At 60.8% G+C, this 18,540-nt stretch carries 16 protein-coding genes; 6 read left to right on the top strand and 10 right to left on the bottom strand.

What is annotated here, in order from left to right:
• Positions 1–3: 3 nt before the first annotated feature.
• The 3 genes from pqqB to IBT54_RS05360 all read right to left on the bottom strand — a co-directional run bounded on the left by pqqB (position 4) and on the right by IBT54_RS05360 (position 2,207).
• Positions 4–921 carry a pyrroloquinoline quinone biosynthesis protein PqqB gene (gene pqqB, locus IBT54_RS05370; protein ID WP_201251760.1) on the bottom strand — a complete coding sequence of 306 codons (918 nt, stop codon included), beginning with the start codon at positions 919–921 and terminating at the stop codon, positions 4–6.
• 54 nt (positions 922–975) lie between these two features.
• The gene (pqqA, locus tag IBT54_RS05365) at positions 976–1,047 is read right to left on the bottom strand and encodes a pyrroloquinoline quinone precursor peptide PqqA (RefSeq protein ID WP_010245082.1); all 72 of its coding nucleotides are present in this window, start codon (positions 1,045–1,047) and stop codon (positions 976–978) included.
• 143 nt (positions 1,048–1,190) lie between these two features.
• Positions 1,191–2,207 carry a dipeptidase gene (locus IBT54_RS05360; protein ID WP_201251759.1) on the bottom strand — a complete coding sequence of 339 codons (1,017 nt, stop codon included), beginning with the start codon at positions 2,205–2,207 and terminating at the stop codon, positions 1,191–1,193.
• A gap of 167 nt (positions 2,208–2,374) precedes the next feature.
• Here IBT54_RS05360 and leuA point away from each other — a divergent pair, with 167 nt between their 5' ends.
• Positions 2,375–4,090 (top strand): 2-isopropylmalate synthase, encoded by a 1,716-nt coding sequence (gene leuA / locus IBT54_RS05355; RefSeq protein WP_201251758.1) that lies wholly within the window; start codon positions 2,375–2,377, stop codon positions 4,088–4,090.
• Here leuA and IBT54_RS05350 read toward each other — a convergent pair.
• Positions 4,011–4,790 carry a helix-turn-helix transcriptional regulator gene (locus tag IBT54_RS05350; protein ID WP_201251757.1) on the bottom strand — a complete coding sequence of 260 codons (780 nt, stop codon included), beginning with the start codon at positions 4,788–4,790 and terminating at the stop codon, positions 4,011–4,013. The two genes, leuA and IBT54_RS05350, sit on opposite strands and share 80 nt — an antisense overlap.
• Positions 4,790–5,659, bottom strand: a complete 870-nt coding sequence (locus IBT54_RS05345; protein ID WP_201251756.1) for an NAD(P)-dependent oxidoreductase — start codon at positions 5,657–5,659, stop codon at positions 4,790–4,792. The genes IBT54_RS05350 and IBT54_RS05345 overlap by 1 nt, the downstream gene beginning before the upstream one ends.
• Positions 5,660–5,841: 182 nt before the next feature.
• On the opposite strand from IBT54_RS05345, the gene pqqU reads away from it, so the two are divergent.
• Positions 5,842–7,962 carry a TonB-dependent receptor PqqU gene (pqqU, locus tag IBT54_RS05340; protein WP_201251755.1) on the top strand — a complete coding sequence of 707 codons (2,121 nt, stop codon included), beginning with the start codon at positions 5,842–5,844 and terminating at the stop codon, positions 7,960–7,962.
• A gap of 41 nt (positions 7,963–8,003) precedes the next feature.
• On the opposite strand, the gene IBT54_RS05335 is transcribed toward pqqU, so the two are convergent.
• The 3 genes from IBT54_RS05335 to IBT54_RS05325 form a co-directional block, all read right to left on the bottom strand.
• Positions 8,004–8,564, bottom strand: a complete 561-nt coding sequence (locus IBT54_RS05335; RefSeq protein WP_201251754.1) for an isochorismatase family protein — start codon at positions 8,562–8,564, stop codon at positions 8,004–8,006.
• A gap of 15 nt (positions 8,565–8,579) precedes the next feature.
• Positions 8,580–9,005, bottom strand: a complete 426-nt coding sequence (locus tag IBT54_RS05330; protein WP_013357804.1) for a MarR family winged helix-turn-helix transcriptional regulator — start codon at positions 9,003–9,005, stop codon at positions 8,580–8,582.
• A 66-nt stretch (positions 9,006–9,071) separates the two neighbouring features.
• Positions 9,072–9,629 (bottom strand): helix-turn-helix domain-containing protein, encoded by a 558-nt coding sequence (locus tag IBT54_RS05325; protein ID WP_033783036.1) that lies wholly within the window; start codon positions 9,627–9,629, stop codon positions 9,072–9,074.
• A gap of 123 nt (positions 9,630–9,752) precedes the next feature.
• Here IBT54_RS05325 and IBT54_RS05320 point away from each other — a divergent pair, with 123 nt between their 5' ends.
• The 4 genes from IBT54_RS05320 to IBT54_RS05305 all read left to right on the top strand — a co-directional run bounded on the left by IBT54_RS05320 (position 9,753) and on the right by IBT54_RS05305 (position 17,808).
• Positions 9,753–10,925: a benzoate/H(+) symporter BenE family transporter gene (locus tag IBT54_RS05320; protein WP_041456846.1), complete on the top strand. Its 1,173-nt coding sequence runs from the start codon at positions 9,753–9,755 to the stop codon at positions 10,923–10,925.
• 171 nt (positions 10,926–11,096) lie between these two features.
• Complete coding sequence (locus IBT54_RS05315; RefSeq protein ID WP_201251753.1) at positions 11,097–12,479, top strand: SrfA family protein; 1,383 nt, start codon at positions 11,097–11,099, stop codon at positions 12,477–12,479.
• Between the two features lie 2 nt (positions 12,480–12,481).
• Positions 12,482–15,445 (top strand): virulence factor SrfB, encoded by a 2,964-nt coding sequence (locus IBT54_RS05310; RefSeq protein WP_013357800.1) that lies wholly within the window; start codon positions 12,482–12,484, stop codon positions 15,443–15,445.
• On the top strand, positions 15,442–17,808 hold the full coding sequence (locus tag IBT54_RS05305; RefSeq protein ID WP_201251752.1) for a virulence factor SrfC family protein: 2,367 nt from the start codon (positions 15,442–15,444) through the stop codon (positions 17,806–17,808). Before IBT54_RS05310 ends, IBT54_RS05305 begins: the two co-directional genes overlap by 4 nt.
• Here the strand turns inward: IBT54_RS05305 and IBT54_RS05300 are convergent.
• Both IBT54_RS05300 and IBT54_RS05295 read right to left on the bottom strand, forming a co-directional pair.
• The gene (locus IBT54_RS05300) at positions 17,805–18,068 is read right to left on the bottom strand and encodes a barstar family protein (protein ID WP_013357798.1); all 264 of its coding nucleotides are present in this window, start codon (positions 18,066–18,068) and stop codon (positions 17,805–17,807) included. The two genes, IBT54_RS05305 and IBT54_RS05300, sit on opposite strands and share 4 nt — an antisense overlap.
• 2 nt (positions 18,069–18,070) lie before the next feature.
• A complete protein-coding gene (locus IBT54_RS05295) occupies positions 18,071–18,505 on the bottom strand; it encodes a ribonuclease domain-containing protein (protein WP_201251751.1) in 435 nt (144 codons plus the stop codon).
• Between the last annotated feature and the right edge of the window lie 35 nt (positions 18,506–18,540).

Raw genomic sequence — 18,540 nt, 5'->3', positions numbered from 1 at the left:
GATTTAGCCCTGAAGATGAATCGCCATTCCGTCCCAGCTCACCTCTATTCCCTGCTCCGTCAGAAACTGACGCTGGGGTGACTGCTCATTAAGGATCGGATTGGTGTTGTTAATGTGGATCAGAATTTTGCGTTTAGCCGGCAGCGACGCCAGCAGCGCCATCAGCCCCTGCTCTTCCGCCAGCGCCAGATGGCCCATCGCCTTGCCGGTGTTGTGACCCACGCCGGTGGTCAGCAGCTCATCATCCTGCCAGACGGTGCCGTCAATCAGCAGGCAGTCCGCTTTTTGCAGCCACGGCAGGATCACCGCATCCGGCTCGCCCAGACCTGGCGCGTAGAGCAGCGTCTGTCCATTCGCCCGGTTTTCAATAAACAGCGCCACGTTATGGCCCGGCAACGGCCGATCGCGATAGGGCGAGTAAGGCGGTGCATTACTGATGATAGGAATCGCGGTGAAATGCAAATCGGTGCAGACATCGACGCTGAACGGCGTCAGGGGCGCAATTGGCCGGTGCTGTAAACCGCCGTTCCAGTGGGTGAGCATTGGAAAGATCGGGAAGCCGGTACTGAGGTCGGCATGCACCTCCGGCGTACACCACACCTGATGCGGGCAGCCCTCACGCAGGCTCAGTAGCCCGGTGGTGTGATCGATCTGGCTGTCGGTGAGGATAATTCCCCCGATCGCCGTGCCGCGCAGTACGCCTTTGCGGGTCAGCTCTGGCGTGTGCAGGATCTGCTGGCCGATGTCGGGTGACGCATTACATAACACCCAGTCTTCACCGTTATCGCTGAGGATAATCGACGATTGCGTGCGTGCCTGAGCCTGAATGGTGCCATTACGCACGCCGTGGCAGTTGGCGCAGTTACAGTTCCACTGCGGAAACCCGCCACCCGCGGCTGAGCCGAGGATTTTGATAAACATAGAGGAAAACCAGAAGTTGAAAAAAAATGCCCGCTCAGAGGGCGGGCAGAACGATTAACGGTTGGAGATGTAAAGAGTCACTTCCAGACCGAGACGCATATCAACGAAAGTTGGTTTTTTCCACATGAGTTACTTCCTCTTGGTTAACAGTAAATGTGCTGTCTGAAATCGGCGTGACGGCTGTTAAATGAGAGCACCGTCACAATTTCCAGGCAGATGTTGCGCCAATGGCGCGTCGGGATCAAGCCCGGAACGTAAGGAAATTGTTATCACAGCCCGGTCAGATGTAAAACCCGCTGCCAGTTTCCCCATGCCAGCTTCTCTGTCAGTCTCTGATCATAGCCCGCTTCCTGAAAAGCGGCGAGCAATCGCGGCATTCCGCTGACATCGCCCAGCGCGGCCGGAGGGGTAATCCCGTCGAAATCAGAGCCAAAGGCCACATGGTCGCTGCCCATTATGTTCAACAGGTGATCACAATGCTTAACAATTTCTGTTAATGGCGTGTCAGCGTCGCGTTTTCCATCGGCGCGCAGAAACGCATTGCCGAAATTAATGCCAACCAGACCGCCGCTGTCGCGGATCGCAACCAGCTGATCGTCGGTCAGATTGCGCGGCTGCGGGCAGAGCGCGTGCGCGTTGGAGTGGCTGGCGACCAGCGGCGCAGGGGAAAGCCGGGCAGTCTCCCAGAACGTCTTACTGTTCATGTGCGACACGTCGATCATCATCTTCAGCTCACCCGCCTGCTGAATCAGCTTTTCACCGGCGGCGGTCAGCCCCGGCCCGGTATCGGGCGTGCAGGGAAACGAGCCGCTGACGCCTTCACCAAAGCGGCTGCGCAGATTCCAGAATGGCCCGATACTGCGCACCCCCGCCTGCCAGAAGGCGCGCAGCTGCTCGCCCTCCTCGTCCAGCGCGTCGGCACCTTCAATGTGCGCCACCATCGCCAGCACGCCTTCCGCGCGGCAGGCGGCAATCTCGTCACTGCTGCGGCAGAGTCGCGCCCGTCCGCCGGACGCAGCGGCCAGCTGCTGCAGGATATCGAGCTGCTGCCACATGATTTGCAGCGGTTCATACGGCTCATCAGCGCGGGCCGGTACAGCGCTGGCAATGTACGCCTGCGGCGGTACAAAGATCGCAAACAGCCCGCCGCCCATTTTGCCCTGCTGAATGCGCGAAAAGTCGAGATGACCCCGTTCAATCCCCTGATAAAATGCCTGCGCGGGTGCATCGCGATGATGCAGCCAGAGGTTGAGCAACAGATCGTTGTGACCGTCAAAAATCAGCATAAGAGTTCACCCGGATAAACAGGCGACCATGCTAACCCTGCCTGGTGGATTCATCAAACAGGAGCGCACGCAGGGTGTTGTCACTTTTGCGCGTCAGGTTGTCAGCATTGCGCGCGCGGCCCACAGAGCGTGTCGGCAGACTGGTAAAAAAACACAAGGAGAATCCTATGCTGACCCAACCTGCTGATAAATATCGCCCCTCCCCGCTGATTGAGCTGCCCGACCGCCAGTGGCCGTCGCGCCAGCTGACGCAGGCTCCGCGCTGGCTCTCCACCGATTTGCGTGATGGCAATCAGGCGCTGGCAGAGCCGATGGATCGGGAACGGAAAATGGCGTTCTGGGATCTGCTGCTGCGCTGCGGGTTCCGCGAGATTGAGGTTGCCTTTCCCTCGGCGTCGCAGACGGATTTCGATTTCGTTCGTGACCTGATTGAGCAACAGCGCATCCCGGAGGAGGTGACGTTGCAGGTGCTGACCCAGGCACGCGAAGATCTGATTGCCCGCACGTTTGTGTCATTACAGGGTGTGCCGCGCGCTATTGTGCATCTCTATAACGCCACCGCGGCGCTGTTTCGCGAGCGGGTGTTTAAACAGAGCAAAGCGGAAATCGTGGCGCTGGCGACGGCGGGCGCACGGCAGATCCGCGCAGAATGTGAGGCGCAGCCGGAGACCCACTGGACCTTTGAATATTCGCCAGAGACCTTTTGCTTTACCGAGCCGGAGTTTGTGCTGGAGATCTGCGAGGCAGTGGCTGATGTCTGGCAGCCTGACGCGCAGCGACCGATGATCATTAACCTGCCCGCCACGGTGGAGGTGAACACCCCCAACGTCTATGCCGATCAGATTGAGTTTTTCTGCCGCCACTTCAGCCGCCGCGACGCCGTCTGCATCAGCGTACATCCGCACAACGATCGCGGCACCGGCGTCGCCTGTACAGAACTGGCGCTGCTGGCGGGCGCTGATCGGGTCGAAGGCTGCCTGTTTGGCAACGGCGAACGCACCGGCAATGTGGATCTGATAACGCTGGCGCTGAACCTCTATACCCAGGGCATTTCACCGCAGCTCGATTTCAGCCAGATGCATGAGGTGATTGAGGTCGTGACCCGCTGTAACCAGCTGCCGGTTCATCCGCGACATCCCTATGCAGGCGAACTGGTCTTCACCGCCTTCTCCGGCTCTCATCAGGATGCGATTAAAAAAGGATTCACCATCCGTGCCGAACAGCAGGAGAAAGAGTGGCAGATGCCCTACCTGCCGCTGGATCCGGCCGACATTGGCTGCAGCTATGAGGCGGTGATCCGCGTGAACAGTCAGTCAGGAAAAAGCGGTGCCGCCTGGCTGCTGGAGCAGAATCACGGTTTGCAGATGCCGCGTGCGCTGCAGCAGGATTTCAGCCGCTGTGTTCAGCTGGAGACGGATCGGCACGGCGGCGAAATGACGCACTATGCACTGTGGCAGCTCTTCTGCCGCCAGTATGGCGTGACGCAGCCTGCGGTGGCATTGCAGCGGGCTGACAGTCAGAGTGACAGCGGCGGACAGACGCAGATCATCGCCAGCGTGCTGGTTCAGGACCGCTCGCTGACACTGACCGGCAGCGGCAACGGCTGGTTGTCGGCCGCGGTGAATGCCCTGCGCAGCGCGTTTGACCTGCAACTGACCATTGAGGACTATCATGAGCATACGCTGGGACGGCGTAGCGACAGCCGTTCTGTGGCCTATATCAGCTGCGTGGATGCCCGGGGTGTACGGGTCTGGGGAGTAAGTATCGACAACGATACGGCCCGCGCCGCGTTGCAGGCGCTGCTCAGCGCGGCAGGCCAGTTTCTGCAGGCGGGAAGTAGTCAGTGGGCGCAACGCCCAGCAGACGACGAAACATCGCACTAAACGCGCTGGGGCTTTCATAACCCAGTTCCAGCGCCACCCGTAGCACGGAGTCGCCCTGCGCCAGCCGCGTCAGGGCGATTGCCAGGCGGGCACGTCGCACCCAGTCGCTGAACTGCAGTCCGGTTTCGCGCATGAAATGACGGGCCAGCGTGCGGCCCGAGACATTCATCTGAGCGCTGGCACGCTCCAGCGTCCAGCTTTCACCGGGCGTCTGCTGGATCTGCTCGCACAGCGACTGTAACCGCGGGCTGTCGGGCGTCGGCAGCGCAAACGGCAGCACATCCATGCCCCGAATCTCATCCAGAATCAACTCCATCACCCGCTCGGCCCGGCTCCCGGCACTGTACTGCTCCGGCAGGCTCAGCGCCGCGACAATCAGCTCGCGCAGCAGCGGCGAGATCTGCACCACCTGACAACTGGCGGGCAGATCGGCACGCGCCAGCGGATCGATAAACAGCGTACGCGCTGCGACGCTGCCGGTAATGTGCAGCGCATGGCGGGTAAACGCGGGCAGCCAGACGCCGCGACTCGGCGGCACTATCCAGCTGCCGAGCTCCGTCTCGACCCGCACCACGCCGCTCAGCGTGTGGATCAACTGGGCGCAGGCGTGATGATGCCAGGGTTCACTGGCACCGTGCAGGTAGTCGTGCGCCAGCGGCACCAGCGGGCGCGTGCTGAAGTCAAAATGCTGCTGACTCATTACGCCTTCAGATAGCGGTAGATGACCGCCAGATCCTCTTCACCGAGTCCGGCGTCCACCGCCTGCTGCCAGAGCTGAGCGATGTTCTCCAGCGCCGGTAAGGGTGTTTCTGCCGCATCCAGCGCCAGGCGGGCATCCTTCAGCGCCCAGATCAGATGCATCTGCGGCGTGTAGTCGTCGCTGGCGATCATCCCGAGCTTCATTTTCGCATACGGCGCGGCCAGCGGACCGCCCTCCAGCACCTGCCAGAGATCGTCGGTGGAAAAGCCGAAATCCTCCGCCAGCCGGGTGCTCTCCGCCAGGCTCTGCATCATGCCGATCAGCCAGCTGTTGATGACCAGCTTCATCCGGGTGCTTTTGCCCGCCTCGCCCAGCCACTTTGTCCCTTTGCTGATGGCGGCAAACACCGCTTCTGCCGCCTCGGCACGGCTCTGATCGCCGCTGGCCAGCACCAGAATCTGTGCGTTTTCTGCGGGCGCCTTTGTGCCGGAAACGGGCGCGTCAATAAACAGCAGATCCGGTCGTTCCGCTGCGAAAAAGGCGATCAGCGCGTCGGTTTTTTCCACGCCGATGGTGCCCATCTGACAAAGCGTCGCACCCTGCTTAAATGCCGCTTTAGCCTGATGCAGCACCTGCTCTGTGGTGTCGCCGTCGGAGAGCATGGCGATGATCACATCGGCTTCACGCACCGCCTCTTCCGGTGAATCCGCCAGCTGCAATCCGGCGTCCAGCAAATCTTCGCCGCGCGCACGGGTGCGGTTCCAGCCGTGTACGCGAAAGCCTTTTTTCAGCAGGTTGGCGGCAAATGCGTGCCCCATTGCGCCTAATCCCAGAACCGCCACTTCAGGTTGTTTCATGCTGACTCCCATAAGTTTGTGTCTGCATCCGTCAACGCTGGATGCCTTATTACTGCAAAAGATGGATTCCAGCCTGGCGGTAAACAGCGAAAAAATCCAGCGTGAAACGGTGTACCCCGGCACCCCGAAGCCTTACCATATGCGGCAATTGTTCCACCTGGTTCATTTACGCTTCTTTTTTCAGGCCTCTGATAATGAAAATACTCTCTCTGCGTCAGGCGACGCTGCTGATGTTGCCTGCCATTTTGCCGCTGCCGCTGCTGGCGGCAGACAATGAAAATACCCTGGTCGTGACGGCCGCCCCGCCGGAAACGGGCCTTAACGAACTCGATACCCCCGCCGCCCTGAGTGTGGTCAGCGGCGACGATATGCGTCAGGCGGCACCGCGCGTAAACCTGTCGGAAAACCTCAGCAGCGTGCCGGGTCTGCAGATCCAAAACAGACAGAACTACGCACAGGACCTGCAGCTGTCGATGCGCGGCTTTGGCTCCCGCTCCACCTATGGCGTGCGCGGTCTGCGCATCTATGTGGACGGGATTCCGGCCACCATGCCGGACGGTCAGGCGCAGACCTCCAATATTGATATCGGCTCGATTGAGCATGTTGAGGTGCTGCGCGGCCCCTTTTCTGCGCTCTATGGCAATGCTTCAGGCGGCGTGATCAATGTGACCACCCAGCAGGGTCAGCAGCCGACCACGCTGGAAGCAGGCAGCTGGTACGGCAGTTACGGCAGCTGGCGCAACAGCGTCAAAGCCAGTGGCGCGACCGGTGACGGCACGCACGCCGGAGATGTGAATTACACCGTCTCCGCCTCCCGCTTTACCACCCATGGCTATCGCGATCACAGTTCTGCGCAGAAGAACCTCGGCAACGCCCGGCTTGGCGTGCGCATCGATGATGTCAGCACCCTGACGCTGCTGTTTAACAGCGTGCACATCGACGCTCAGGATCCCGGCGGCTTAACCGAGGCACAGTGGCGTGACAATCCGCGCCAGGTGGTCAGCAACGTTACGCTCTACAACACCCGTAAAACGGTGGATCAGACCCAGGGCGGCCTGCGTTATCAGCGCCAGATGAGTGAAAACGACGACCTCAGCGTGATGCTCTACGCGGGGATGCGCGAAACCACCCAATTCCAGTCGATTCCCGCCACCGTGCAGCGCAATCCGTCTCATCCCGGTGGCGTGATCGCCCTGACCCGCCACTATCAGGGCGTCGATACCCGCTGGACCCACCGCGACACGCTGCTGTCGATGCCGGTGGCGGTGACCGGTGGACTCGACTACGAAACCATGACCGAGCGCCGCAAAGGCTATGAAAACTTCACGGTCAGCAACGGCGTCACACAGCTGGGCGAACAGGGCAATCTGCGCCGCAACGAGCGCAACCTGATGTGGACGCTCGATCCTTATGTGCAGACCAACTGGCAGCTCACCGATAAACTGTCGCTTGATGCAGGCGTGCGCTTCAGCACCGTCAACTTTGACTCTAATGACTTGTATATCCGGCCTGGTAACGGCGACGACAGCGGTGAGGCGCGCTATCACAAGTGGCTGCCCGCGGCGGCGCTGAAGTACGCCTTTGATCCCAGCTGGAACGCGTGGATCTCGGCCGGACGCGGCTTTGAAACTCCAACTATTAATGAGCTTTCATACCGTTCAGATGGCGCAACCGGCCTGAATCTGGGGCTGAAACCGGCCACCAGCGACACGCTGGAGATCGGCAGCAAAAAACGCATCGGCAACGGCCTGATCAGCGCGGCGCTGTTCCAGACCGATACCCGCGATGAGATTGTCGCGGATGCCAGCAGTGGCGGACGCACCACCTATAAAAATGCCGGTCAGACCCGTCGCCGCGGTCTGGAGTTAAGCCTGGACCAGCAGTTTGCCTGGGACTGGCGGCTGAAAATGGCCTATACGCTGCTGGATGCGCGCTATCGCAGCAACGCCTGTGGCAGCGACAGCTGCGACGGCAACCGCATTCCGGGCATCGCGCGGAACATGGTGTACGCCGGACTCGGCTATCTGCCGGAACAGGGCTTTTACGCAGGCAGTGAAGTGCGTTATCTGAGCCAGATCGCCGCTGAAGATCAGAACAACGTGAATACCCCGTCCTATACCGTGGCGGCGGTGAACAGTGGCTATAAGTGGCTGGTGGATAACTGGACGCTGGATCTGTTTGGCCGGGTCGATAACCTTTTTGACCGGCACTATGTGGGTTCAGTGATTGTGAATGAGAGCAATGGTCGCTACTTCGAATCTGCGCCAGGCCGCAACTACAGCGTCGGTGTGACGCTGGGTTACGCCTTCCGCTAAAACAATCCGGGCCACCCTTGCGGTGGCCCGGATATCTCATATCAGGCGCGGGATTTCAGCTGTGTCACAATATCCTCACAGCTGCCGGTTTCACCCAGGCGCGGGAAGATCAACTTCATACTATTGTTGTGCGTATCCATATTGAGATCGGTCATCGCATCGGTCGCCAGCGTGACGTTGTAACCTAATTCATACGCCTGACGTGCCGTTGACTCCACGCCGATGCTGGTCGCGATACCGCAGATCACCACCTGAGTAATGCCGCGCTTTTGCAGTTCCTCATGCAGTGACGTGTTATGAAACGCCCCCCAGGTTTTCTTAGTGACGGTGAGATCATTCTGCTGCGGCGTCATCGCAGGAACCAGCGTGGCCCAGTCGGCAGGCAGGTCGCCGCTGTGACGCGCCTGCTCGTTACGGCCTGGTGCCCCTCCGGCCACGTTAACCAGCACCACCGGCAGGTCGTGCGCGCGAAATGCCTCGGCCAGCCCGGCACAGCGTTCGATCACCGGCTGCGGTTCATGGACCAGCGGCAGCGCTACGATGCCGTGTTGCAGGTCGATAACAATCAGCGCAGTTTTTGCATCAAGTGTGGTTACAGCCATGTTGGATCCTCGGGTTTAATAATCAGTGAGTCGTTGCAGCAGAGGGAGAACGTCGGTCAGTTGCTGCTGCTCTGCCGGGCTGAGCCGCGCGTCGAGCGTCCGGACCAGCCAGTCATCGCGCATTGCGCGACTCGACGTAATCACCGCCAGACTCGACGCGGTGGGCAGATAGCGGGTTTTACGACCATCATGGGGATCGGGCTCGCCCGTGATTAATTCTGCCGCCACTAATCCGGCGACGGTCGTCCCCATCGACTGGGTGCGTACACCCTCGGCGGCGGCCAGTTGCGTTACCGTCATCGCCCCATCCCGCACCAGATGCCCCAGCACCGCCACCTGCGACCAGGTGAGTTCGCCAGGCGGTGCCGACTCGCGCAGCCGGCGGCCCAGCTTGCCCACCAGCATGCGCAGCGTGGCAGCAGATTCAGTCAGATCGCGCATTTCCCGTCTCCATCGATAAGCGAAAGTATAAAGATACGAAGGTAAACTGTGTAGTTTGCTCCGGTATCAATTTGTAACGTCCGGGCGCTGCAGATAGTGAATCAGGCTGTGAAAGCGCAGCGGCGTGCTGAGCGGATTGCGGTAGCTGTGTGGCACGTCGGCACTGAACTGAAACGCCTCGCCTTTTAGCAGACGCCGCCAGCGATCGTTGACCCCCAGCAGCAGTTCACCCTCGATAACCACCACCTGCTCCACGCAGCCCGCTTCATGGGGCGAGGAATGGCTCTGCGCGCCCGCGGCCAGCTCCACCGCCAGCAGATCAAACCGCAGTTGCGGATCGTAAGGCAGCACGGAGCGCACCGACATGTCAGCGTTGGGCTGACTGAAACCGGGTAGGGTGCCGGAAGGTAACGCGCTCCCGTCGATAAAAAAGGAAAAGGGAACGTTGAACCCGGTAGCAATCTTCCACAGCGTCGCCACCGTGGGACTGGATTCACCCCGCTCAATCTGCCCCAGCATCGCTTTACTGACGCCGGTGCGCTCCGCCGTCAGCGTCAGGCTCCAGCCGTTGGCCTGGCGCAACTGTCTGAGCGCACCGCTCAGGTGTTGCTGAAAATCTGCCATTTTTTCTCCTGAGTTCTCGTCACCCTGGCAGGTGACGTTATGCCGACAGTGTAACACTTGTGCGTTATAGCGCACTATGCGAACATGTGCGCTATAACGCACAACCTCATTAAGAGTCTGACCATGACGAGAGCCGAACCGTCCCGTTTTACCCTGCCGATGCTGGTCTCCGGCTTTGTTGCTGTGCTGGTGGGCTACAGCAGCAGCGGCGCGATTATTTATCAGATGTTTCAGGCGGCGGGTGCCACGCCCGCGCAGATTGGCGGCTGGCTCTCGGTACTGGGACTCGCGCAAGGGATCGTCTCGCTGGGCCTTTCACTGCGCTACCGCATGCCGGTGCTGGCCGCCTGGTCCACGCCGGGTGCCGCGCTGCTGGCAACCAGCTTTCACGGCGTTTCGCTGAATGAAGCGGTGGGCGTGTTTGTTTTCGCCAACCTGCTGATTGTGGTGTGCGGCGTCACCGGCCTGTTTGCCCGGCTGATGAACCACATTCCCGCCTCGCTGGCGGCGGCGATGCTGGCGGGGATTCTGCTGCGCTTCGGGCTACAGACCTTTGCCGATTTGCAGAGCAACGTTGTGCTGTGTGGCAGCATGTGCCTCGCCTGGCTGCTGGCCCGTCGCTGGCTGGCACGCTATGCCATTCTGGTGACGCTGATGGTGGGGATTGCCGTGGCAATGGCCCAGCATGCCATCCACTTTCCGCCGCAGTCGATGATGATGGCGCTGCCGGAGCCGGTAATGCCGCACTTTACCCTGACCACGCTGCTGGGAATCGGTGTGCCCTATTTCCTGGTGACCATGGCGTCGCAGAATGCCCCCGGCATCGCGACGTTACAGGCACACGGCTATCGTCCGCCGGTCTCTTCTCTGATGAGCTGGACCGGTGTTACGGCGCTGCTGTTGTCGCCTTTTGGCGGCTTTTCGGTCTGCGTGGCGGCGATTACGGCGGCGATCTGCATGAGCGATGAGGTCGATGCAGATCCTCAGCAACGCTGGCGTGCCGCAGCGCTCGCCGGGGTCTTTTATCTGCTGGCGGGCGCGTCCGGTGCGCTGATCGCCGTGCTGTTCAGTGCCCTGCCCGCCGTGCTGATTGAGGCGCTGGCGGGTCTGGCTCTGCTGGCCACGCTGGGCGGCAGCCTGCATCGCGCACTCGATGTGCCTGCCGAACGCGACAGCGCACTGATCACGTTTCTGATCACCGCATCAGGCGTCTCTTTACTGGGCATTGGCCCTGCCTTCTGGGGACTGATAGGTGGCGTTATCGCTCACCTGTTGCTGGTGCGTAAAACCGCCTGATTGCGTGATAGCTGCTGAAATATCGGTTATTTTTCCGCCCGCCGGTGAAAAAAACACTGGATTTAGCTCCTTTTCTGCCGTTTGATTTGTCATTGCCCCGCGTAAAATCAACCTAATCGTCGATAACACGCGATTTTCTGCCTCAGACAACGACCGATAAGGGCCCAACAGGTGGCAAAAACTTTTCTGCGCAGCGGTAATTTAGATGCAGTTCTGGCGTTAGGTGAAAATGGCCAGCCGGTCTACGCCTCAGCACTGCAAATTCGTGAAACCCTGCGCCTGCGCCGTCAGGGCGCACTGGCAGATTGCCTGGCCATTCCTCAGGCCAATGAACGGGGCGATCGCCTCGACTGGTATGCCCCTTTCAGCGGCCGGGTAAAATCCTGGCTGGGCGCCAGCGATCATGAACGTCGGGCGGCGCTGCAGCAGCTCACCGCCTGCCAGCAGGATATGCAGGATCTCAGTACGCGCGCGCGCGCGGCAGAGAACCCGTCGATGCGGCTGTTTGGTGCGCTGCTGAGCAAAACCCTGCAATTTCCCGACCAGCAGTATGTTTATCTGGTTGATGGCAAACCGGTCATTACCTTCTGGGGTTTTGTCGATGCCCAGGCACGCAGCCGCGACGATGCGCTGGCCTGCCTGCGTGACACGCTGGAGGAGAATCTGCCGGTGGCGCTGGCTGAACCACTGCCAGAGCTGCCTGCCGCACCTGTTGCCGCCGAGCCGGTCATCGTCGCTGAGCCTGAACCTGCACCTGAACCTGAAGAGGAGCCGCTGCCGGTCGCGGCAGCCGCTGAACCTGAGCCGGTTGCACCCGTGGCGGCTCGCCGCCGTTTCCGCGTCTGGTATCTGTTACCGCCGGTGGCGATTGCTGCCGCCGTAACGGTGGCCGTGCTGCTGCATCGTCCTGAGCCTGTCGCCACGCCAGTGGCATCAACGAAGCCAGCAGCAGCCCCTGCGACTGTTTCCGCTCCCGCCGCGGTTTCCACCCCAACACCGGCGGCGGCCACACCTGTTGCTACACCGTCAGCGACGACACCGGCGGAGACAGCCACAGCCGAGAAACAACCGGAGTCGCAGCCGCAAAAACCAGCCAGCGCTGGCACGACCGAAGCCTCACCTGCCGCTTCATCTGCTACCCTTGCCAGTGTGGTGACCCCGCCGGTTCCGGCTAAACCTGATGATTTGATTGTCACGCCGGACGCCGTGCGCGAAGGCCAGGTGCAGGTGATTGATGGCCGCTGGCGTGTCACTATCGACCAGATGCCGACGCCAACCGGTAAACCGCCGGTGATGCGCTTCCAGTTTAAAAATGGTAAAGGCAGCGTGCAGGTCGCGCAGGGTAATACCAGCTGTAAAGCGGATGTCAGCGCCGCTATGACCAGCGCCGGTAACCTGGTGATTGAGAGCCGCTACACGGCGAAGTGCCAGAACAATTCGCGCTACCGTATGCCACTGCTGGTCTGCCATGCGAGTATGGGCGCCGCCGTGTGTGAAGCACAGTATGCTGAAGACCGGGTCTTCCCGATGACGATTAAGCGTGAGAGTAAATAACGATGCTGGCTCCCCTGATCGATGACAAACAAAAAATTTCGCTGATTGAAAACAGCGGTGTGCAGTTTCTGGATTTTGGCCTGCAACTCTCAGCTACCCAGGCGCGCCGTCAGTTTGTGCGCCAGACCGCTAACGGCCCGCTGCTGCGCCTGAACGTCGATGGCAACAGCGGTAAATTCATGCTCTACCCGGAAGATGGGGGTGCAGCTGAAGTGGTGCGCCCGGAGTCCGATATCGCCCTGGCGGACTCGCTCACTCTGCTGGCTGCCTGCTGGCTGCCGCTGCCGATGCTGCGCTGCGCCAGCGGCCGTCGTTTTATCGGCGGCCCGGAAAACTGGGCGCGGATGCGTCTGGTTGCCCTGCCCGCGCCTGATGCGGCAGGCAATACCCATCGCGTCACCCTGGCCTTTGATACCCGCTGTGTCGCGGAACAGGATGGCGGCGAACAACTCGGCCTTAGCGCTGCCGATGCGCAGAACGGCGTGACCTTTGCACTGGCCTGGCACAACTACGAGCTGGGTGATTTTCTTGACCTGACCTGGGTTGACGGCTGGCTGCGTGAATCCTTTACCGACCGCGTTTCCGATCGCCGCGAACAGGCGATTAATCAGGCTCTGCGCGAATTTGAATATCAGGCGCACTACCTCAATCTGCTTGAGCTGCTGGGCGAGCAGCTCGACCTCAGCGAGATCCACATCCAGGCCGCCACGCTGCAGACTCCGGCGGTCAACGTCGATATCATTCTGGATGTCGGCAACTCCCATACCTGCGGCATTCTGGTGGAAGATCATCCGGAAGAGAGCAACGGCCTGAAGCAGACCTATGAGCTGCAGTTGCGCGATCTCTCACAGCCGCATCAGGTTTACAACGAGCTGTTTGACAGCCGTCTGGAGTTTGCTGAGACGCGTTTCGGCAAAGCGAACTTCTCGCTGGAGAGCGGGCGTGAGCAGGCCTTTATGTGGCCTTCCCTGACGCGCGTCGGACGCGAAGCGAGCCGTCTGGCCCTGCAGCGTGTGGGTCTGGAAGGCAGCACCGGCCTCTCCAGCCCGCGCCGTTATCTGTGGGATGAAGCCCGTTATCAGCCAGGCTGGCGTTTTAACACGCCAGGCGATCAGGCTGAACCCCTGGCCTATGCCGCCCCCTTTACCACCCTGCTGAACGACGAAGGCCAGCCGCTCTCTTCGCTGGCACCCGACGATCGCCTGCCGGTCTTTTCACCGCATTACAGCCGCAGTTCGCTGATGACCTTTATGCTGTGTGAGCTGCTGGCGCAGGCGCTGATGCAGATGAACAGTGCAGCACAGCGTCAGCGTATGCCGCAGAGCCACGCGCCGCGTCAGTTGCGCCATGTGATCCTGACGCTGCCGTCAGCGATGCCGAAGCCGGAGCGCGAAATTTTCCGCCGCCGGATGCAGGAAGCGTTGGCGCTGGTCTGGAAAGCCGAGGGCTGGCTGGCAGACGACGATGATCTGTCGCCTTCGCTGCCGCGTCAGAACCCGAAACCGCTGCCGGATGTGCAGATGGAGTGGGATGAAGCGACCTGTGGCCAGATGGTCTGGCTGTTCAATGAAACCCAGGTCAACTTTGCCGGTCGTGCCGAAGACTTTTTCAGCAGCATGGCCCGTCCCGATCGTCCGCGCGAGGCCGACGAACTGCCAGGCAAAAGCCTGCGGATCGCCTCGATTGATATCGGCGGCGGCACCACCGACCTCGCCATCACGCAGTATCGTCTGGATGATGGTCAGGGTAACAACGTCAAAATCACCCCGCGCCTGCTGTTCCGTGAAGGCTTTAAAGTGGCGGGCGACGACATTCTGCTGGATGTGATTCAGCTGTGGATCTTACCGGCGCTGCAACAGCATCTGCAGAAAGCGGGCCTGACCCTGGCAGAACCGCTGATGAACAAGCTGTTTGGTCATGACAGTCGTATGGACGGTCAGGCGACGCTGCGTCAGCAGGTCACCTTACAGCTGTTTATTCCGCTGGCGCAGGCGGTGCTTGAGCGTTACGAAAACTGGGATCCGCTGGAGAGCCACGCCGAGATCAACGCGCTGTTTGGCGAGCTGGTCGATCAGCCACCGGGCGAGGCGGTGCTGGCGTTTGTTAACGGCGAAATTCAGCGCGAACTGGGCGGTAACAGCCGCTTTGACCTGCTGCAGGTGCCGCTGGTGGTGAGCCTGTCGCAGCTGCACGGCGAATTTATGCAGCATCGCATGGCGATTATTCCGGCGCTGCGCTCCATGTGTGAAGTGGTGTCGCTCTATCAGTGCGATGTGCTGTTGCTGACCGGTCGTCCGTCGCGCTTCCCGGGCATTCAGGCGCTGGTGCGCCATCTGCAGCCGCTGCCGGGCAGCCGTATTCTGTCGCTGGAAGGCTATCACACCAGCGACTGGTATCCGTTTAACAAACATGGCCGCATCGATAACCCGAAATCCACTGCAGCGGTCGGCGCGATGCTCTGCCTGCTGGCGCTGGACCTGCGGCTCAGCAGCTTCTGGTTCCGTGCCGGGGATTTTGAACCCTATTCGACCATTCGCTACCTTGGCATGCTCGATGAAAACCAGGCGCTGACGGACGAGAACCTCTGCTACAGCGAAATTGACCTCGACGATCCTGGCTATGCGCTGGATAAAAAAAGCAGTTTCCGTATTCGCGGCAACGTCTGTCTCGGTTTCCGTCAGCTGGATAACGAACGCTGGCCCGCCTCGCCGCTCTACAGCCTGACGCTGAACGACGCCACGCTGGCGCGCAAAGTAGCCGGTGAAAGCGTGCTGCGCATCCGTCTGGCCGTCAAAGCCGGTCCCGACGCCGCCGGCCCGGAAAGTCTGGTGCTGAGCGATGCGCGCCTGGACGATGGCACCCGCGTGCCGCTGGAGCAGTTAAGTCTGAAGCTGAATACCCTGTCGGCGACCGGCAATGCCAATGCGCAATACTGGATTGACAGCGGGAGCGTGTGTAAACGATGAAAGCGTTAAAACCCCGTCAGCCACAAACGCTGGCAAAACGTCTCAGCCTGTTGCAGGACGCACTGAATAACAGCCTGAACTGGATTGAGACCACTCGTGAGCAGTCGCCGCGTCTGGCGCTGGAAGCAGAAACCCTGACGCTGCAACTGCGCCAGGCGCGCGTGCAGACTCAGGCGCTGGCACAGCAGGTGGCGCGTCCGGTCACGCTGGCGCTGTTTGGTCAGTCCCAGGCGGGTAAAGCCTGGCTGCTGAACGAAATGGTGGCCGATGCCCAGGGCCAGTTAGTGACCCGGATGGGCGATAAACAGCTGAGCTGGTTCCAGCATATCAATCCCGGCAACCTCGATTTTGCGACCGCCACCCGCTTCAGCCATCAGCGCGAACCGCTGTCAGGCGAATGGCCGGTTGAACTGACGCTGCTGAGCGAAGCGGAACTGGTGCGGCTGATGGTCGCCTGTGCCAGAGCGTCCACGCCCGACACCGCACAGATCGACAGCACACTGCAGCGCCTGCAGCGTCATCGCCTCACCACGCCGCTGGCCGGTCTGGAAGGCGACGCGCTGGTCACCCTCTGGTCCTGGAGCCGCCGTCGCCCGCACCACGATGCGCGGCTGGATCGCCATTTCTGGCCGCAGGCCGTTGAGCTGGCGCCCTGGCTCAGCGTTGACGATCGGGTACAGCTCTTTTCATTGCTGTGGCCTGCTCAGCCTGCCCTGAATGAAATGCTGCGCACCCTGCTGCACCTGCGTCATCAGCTGCGTAACAGCAGCCGGGTGCTCGCCCCGCTGAGCCTGCTGACCGACGCATCACTGCTGCCCGCCGAGCAGCTGATTGTGCCGGCCAGTGAACAGGATCAGCAGCAGTCAGTGGAAGTCTGCCCGATGAACGGTAATCGCATCGGCAAGGCGCAGAACGTGCCGCTGGGATTACTGGCGCTGCTGACGATGGAGGTGCTGGTCCCACTGAGTTCTACTCCGCGAACCGCGCTTTATGATGATGCCGATATGCTGGAGCTGCCCGCGCCGGGCCAGTCCAGTGATGCAGCAACGCAGGAAGATCGCCAGCGCCTGCAGCAGCAGGATCCGCTGCGTGCTCAGCTGCTGGAACAGAAACGCGCCCTGCTGCCTGGCTTTTACGCCGCGCGGCAGGCGATTGATCTGCTGCTGGTCTGCACCGCAGCCAGCCACCGTCAGGATGCCGATCTTGCCAGCGAAACGCTGCGCGAATGGCAGCGTCACCAGCCTGCCCAGGAATCCGCAGAGAAACCGCGTCTGATCTGGGCGATTACCCCGTTCGATGCCCGTCATCAGCAGGTCAACGTAGATGAGGCGGTTCAGCGTCAGATGGGACAGCCCGGTCAGCACTGGGGATCGATGCTGGCGCTGGATCGCGCAGGCGTCGACCGCATGGCGAGCTGGTTGCTGGAGGAGATGCAGCCGGAAGCCCGCCGCGACATGTTGTTGGCTCAGCTGGTACAGATTCAGCACACCGTGGTGGAGCGGCGTCTGCTGCCCTGGACCGAAGCGGGTGCCAGCCCGGAGCAGGCGGCACGCAAACAGAATATCGCCGACACGCTGCTGAAGTGTTTACAGCATCGCACCGGCCTGCATGGTGAACTGCTGGAGCGCCTGCAGCCGCCGCGTGAAGCGCTGCGCCAGCTCTGGCTCAATCAGTCAGCCCTGCCAGGCAGCAAGCCGGCCACGATACAGGCACCGGAAAATCAGTTTGGTATCGGCTTTGAATTTGACCTGTTCAGCGAGAGTCCGGCGGAAGCGCCGGTTCAGCCGCGTCAGAGTCTGCAGAGCACCCAGCAGTATCCCCGTCAGGTACTGCTGCTGTGGCTGGATCATCTGCGTCAGCTGCCGGAAAACCGCAGCCTGCTGGCGTTGCTGAATGTGGACAAGGCGACGATGGAGTGGCTGGTTGAAGAGTTAATTACAGCCGGTTTCCGCACCGATATCGCGCAGAAACTGCAGCAGGCGCTGCATGAGCCGGATACACAGAGCGTCAGCCATGAATCCCGCGCCGATCGTCAGGTGACGCGGGCGATGACGGTGCTGGGGGATTTTGTGGCCTGGCTCGGCTTCTTACAGCGGCCTGAATCGGAACGCCCTGCCAGCCGGGTTAACCGGGGTCAGGTGATTTTCTCCCGTCCGCCGGCACCCAGCGTCAGCTTCAGTGCCGGTCAGCGCCTGACCAAACTCTCTGCTGCGCCGGCCAACCACACCGCCTACTATATCTACGACTGGCTGGTGGGGCTGAATCAGGTGATCATTGAGAACAATGGTTACACCGGCGGCGGCGACCTGCCGCTGGCGGCCCGCGAAGCGCTGATTGCGCTCCTTAAGCCCCTGCGCACTTAATCGATAATCAGGCGCAGTTCGCCCTCCAGCGACTGCGCCGCCTCTTCCAGCAGCGCCAGCACCGGCGCTAAATCGGCCTGATGCGCAGCATAGTGCTGCAGCCACATCGTGGCAGGCAGGGCCATTCCGCCCGTCAGCCAGTCCCACAACGCATCCAGATTATGTCCGAAGCTCTGCGGGCAGCCGCTCTGCTCAGCAAACTGCTGATAAAAGGCCGCGCGCGTGGTGAGCTGACGCAGGTCAAAGGTCAGGTTAAGCATGATCAGGGCACCTGTCTGAAGCTGCGGTAGTGATCGGTGGAGAGAAATACCAGCCCGTCAGAGGAGTAAACCAGGCGATCGGCGTCGCGGTGACCGCAGCGATAATTCACATCCGCTTCATACCACTGACGGCCTGCACGCGCGGGCAGTCGCTTTTCACGGTTGGTAAAGCGATCGCCGCCGATAGCTCTGCCCGGCAGCACCTCGCACAGATTGCCTGTAGCCGGATTCCAGCCACGCTTACGCGCATCACTTTTAGTGAGGTAGTAGTCCGGCAATTGCTGATGCTGCAGCACCCAGCGCGCCACGGTATGGGCGTCAGTCAGGGTGGTGATATCCGCCTGCGCAGGGGCTGAAACAGTATTCAGATACGGTTTAAGGCCGTAGAAACAGGCCGCGAGGACAAGAAAAAGTCCAATCCAGAGTTTTTTTGACATGATGGCATCCGTGACGACAGGATGCAGATGATACC

Origin of the sequence: Pantoea sp. S62, from assembly GCF_016658625.1 — a bacterium.
In the GTDB taxonomy this organism is placed as follows: Bacteria; Pseudomonadota; Gammaproteobacteria; order Enterobacterales; family Enterobacteriaceae; genus Pantoea; species Pantoea vagans.
The sequence above is the reverse complement of the archived record's forward strand: the minus strand, read 5'-3'. Positions and strand labels throughout refer to the sequence as shown.

Bases quoted from the DNA above. Each gene is read 5' to 3' on its own strand.
- IBT54_RS05310 (WP_013357800.1), top strand. From the start codon at position 12,482: ATGCTGGCTCCCCTGATCGATGACAAACAAAAAATTTCGCTGATTGAA.
- IBT54_RS05345 (WP_201251756.1), bottom strand. From the start codon at position 5,659: ATGGGAGTCAGCATGAAACAACCTGAAGTGGCGGTTCTGGGATTAGGC.
- IBT54_RS05350 (WP_201251757.1), bottom strand. From the start codon at position 4,790: ATGAGTCAGCAGCATTTTGACTTCAGCACGCGCCCGCTGGTGCCGCTG.
- pqqB (WP_201251760.1), bottom strand. From the start codon at position 921: ATGTTTATCAAAATCCTCGGCTCAGCCGCGGGTGGCGGGTTTCCGCAG.
- IBT54_RS05300 (WP_013357798.1), bottom strand. From the start codon at position 18,068: ATGCTTAACCTGACCTTTGACCTGCGTCAGCTCACCACGCGCGCGGCC.
- IBT54_RS05295 (WP_201251751.1), bottom strand. From the start codon at position 18,505: ATGTCAAAAAAACTCTGGATTGGACTTTTTCTTGTCCTCGCGGCCTGT.
- IBT54_RS05335 (WP_201251754.1), bottom strand. From the start codon at position 8,564: ATGGCTGTAACCACACTTGATGCAAAAACTGCGCTGATTGTTATCGAC.
- IBT54_RS05325 (WP_033783036.1), bottom strand. From the start codon at position 9,629: ATGGCAGATTTTCAGCAACACCTGAGCGGTGCGCTCAGACAGTTGCGC.
- pqqU (WP_201251755.1), top strand. From the start codon at position 5,842: ATGAAAATACTCTCTCTGCGTCAGGCGACGCTGCTGATGTTGCCTGCC.
- IBT54_RS05320 (WP_041456846.1), top strand. From the start codon at position 9,753: ATGACGAGAGCCGAACCGTCCCGTTTTACCCTGCCGATGCTGGTCTCC.
- IBT54_RS05360 (WP_201251759.1), bottom strand. From the start codon at position 2,207: ATGCTGATTTTTGACGGTCACAACGATCTGTTGCTCAACCTCTGGCTG.
- leuA (WP_201251758.1), top strand. From the start codon at position 2,375: ATGCTGACCCAACCTGCTGATAAATATCGCCCCTCCCCGCTGATTGAG.
- IBT54_RS05305 (WP_201251752.1), top strand. From the start codon at position 15,442: ATGAAAGCGTTAAAACCCCGTCAGCCACAAACGCTGGCAAAACGTCTC.
- IBT54_RS05330 (WP_013357804.1), bottom strand. From the start codon at position 9,005: ATGCGCGATCTGACTGAATCTGCTGCCACGCTGCGCATGCTGGTGGGC.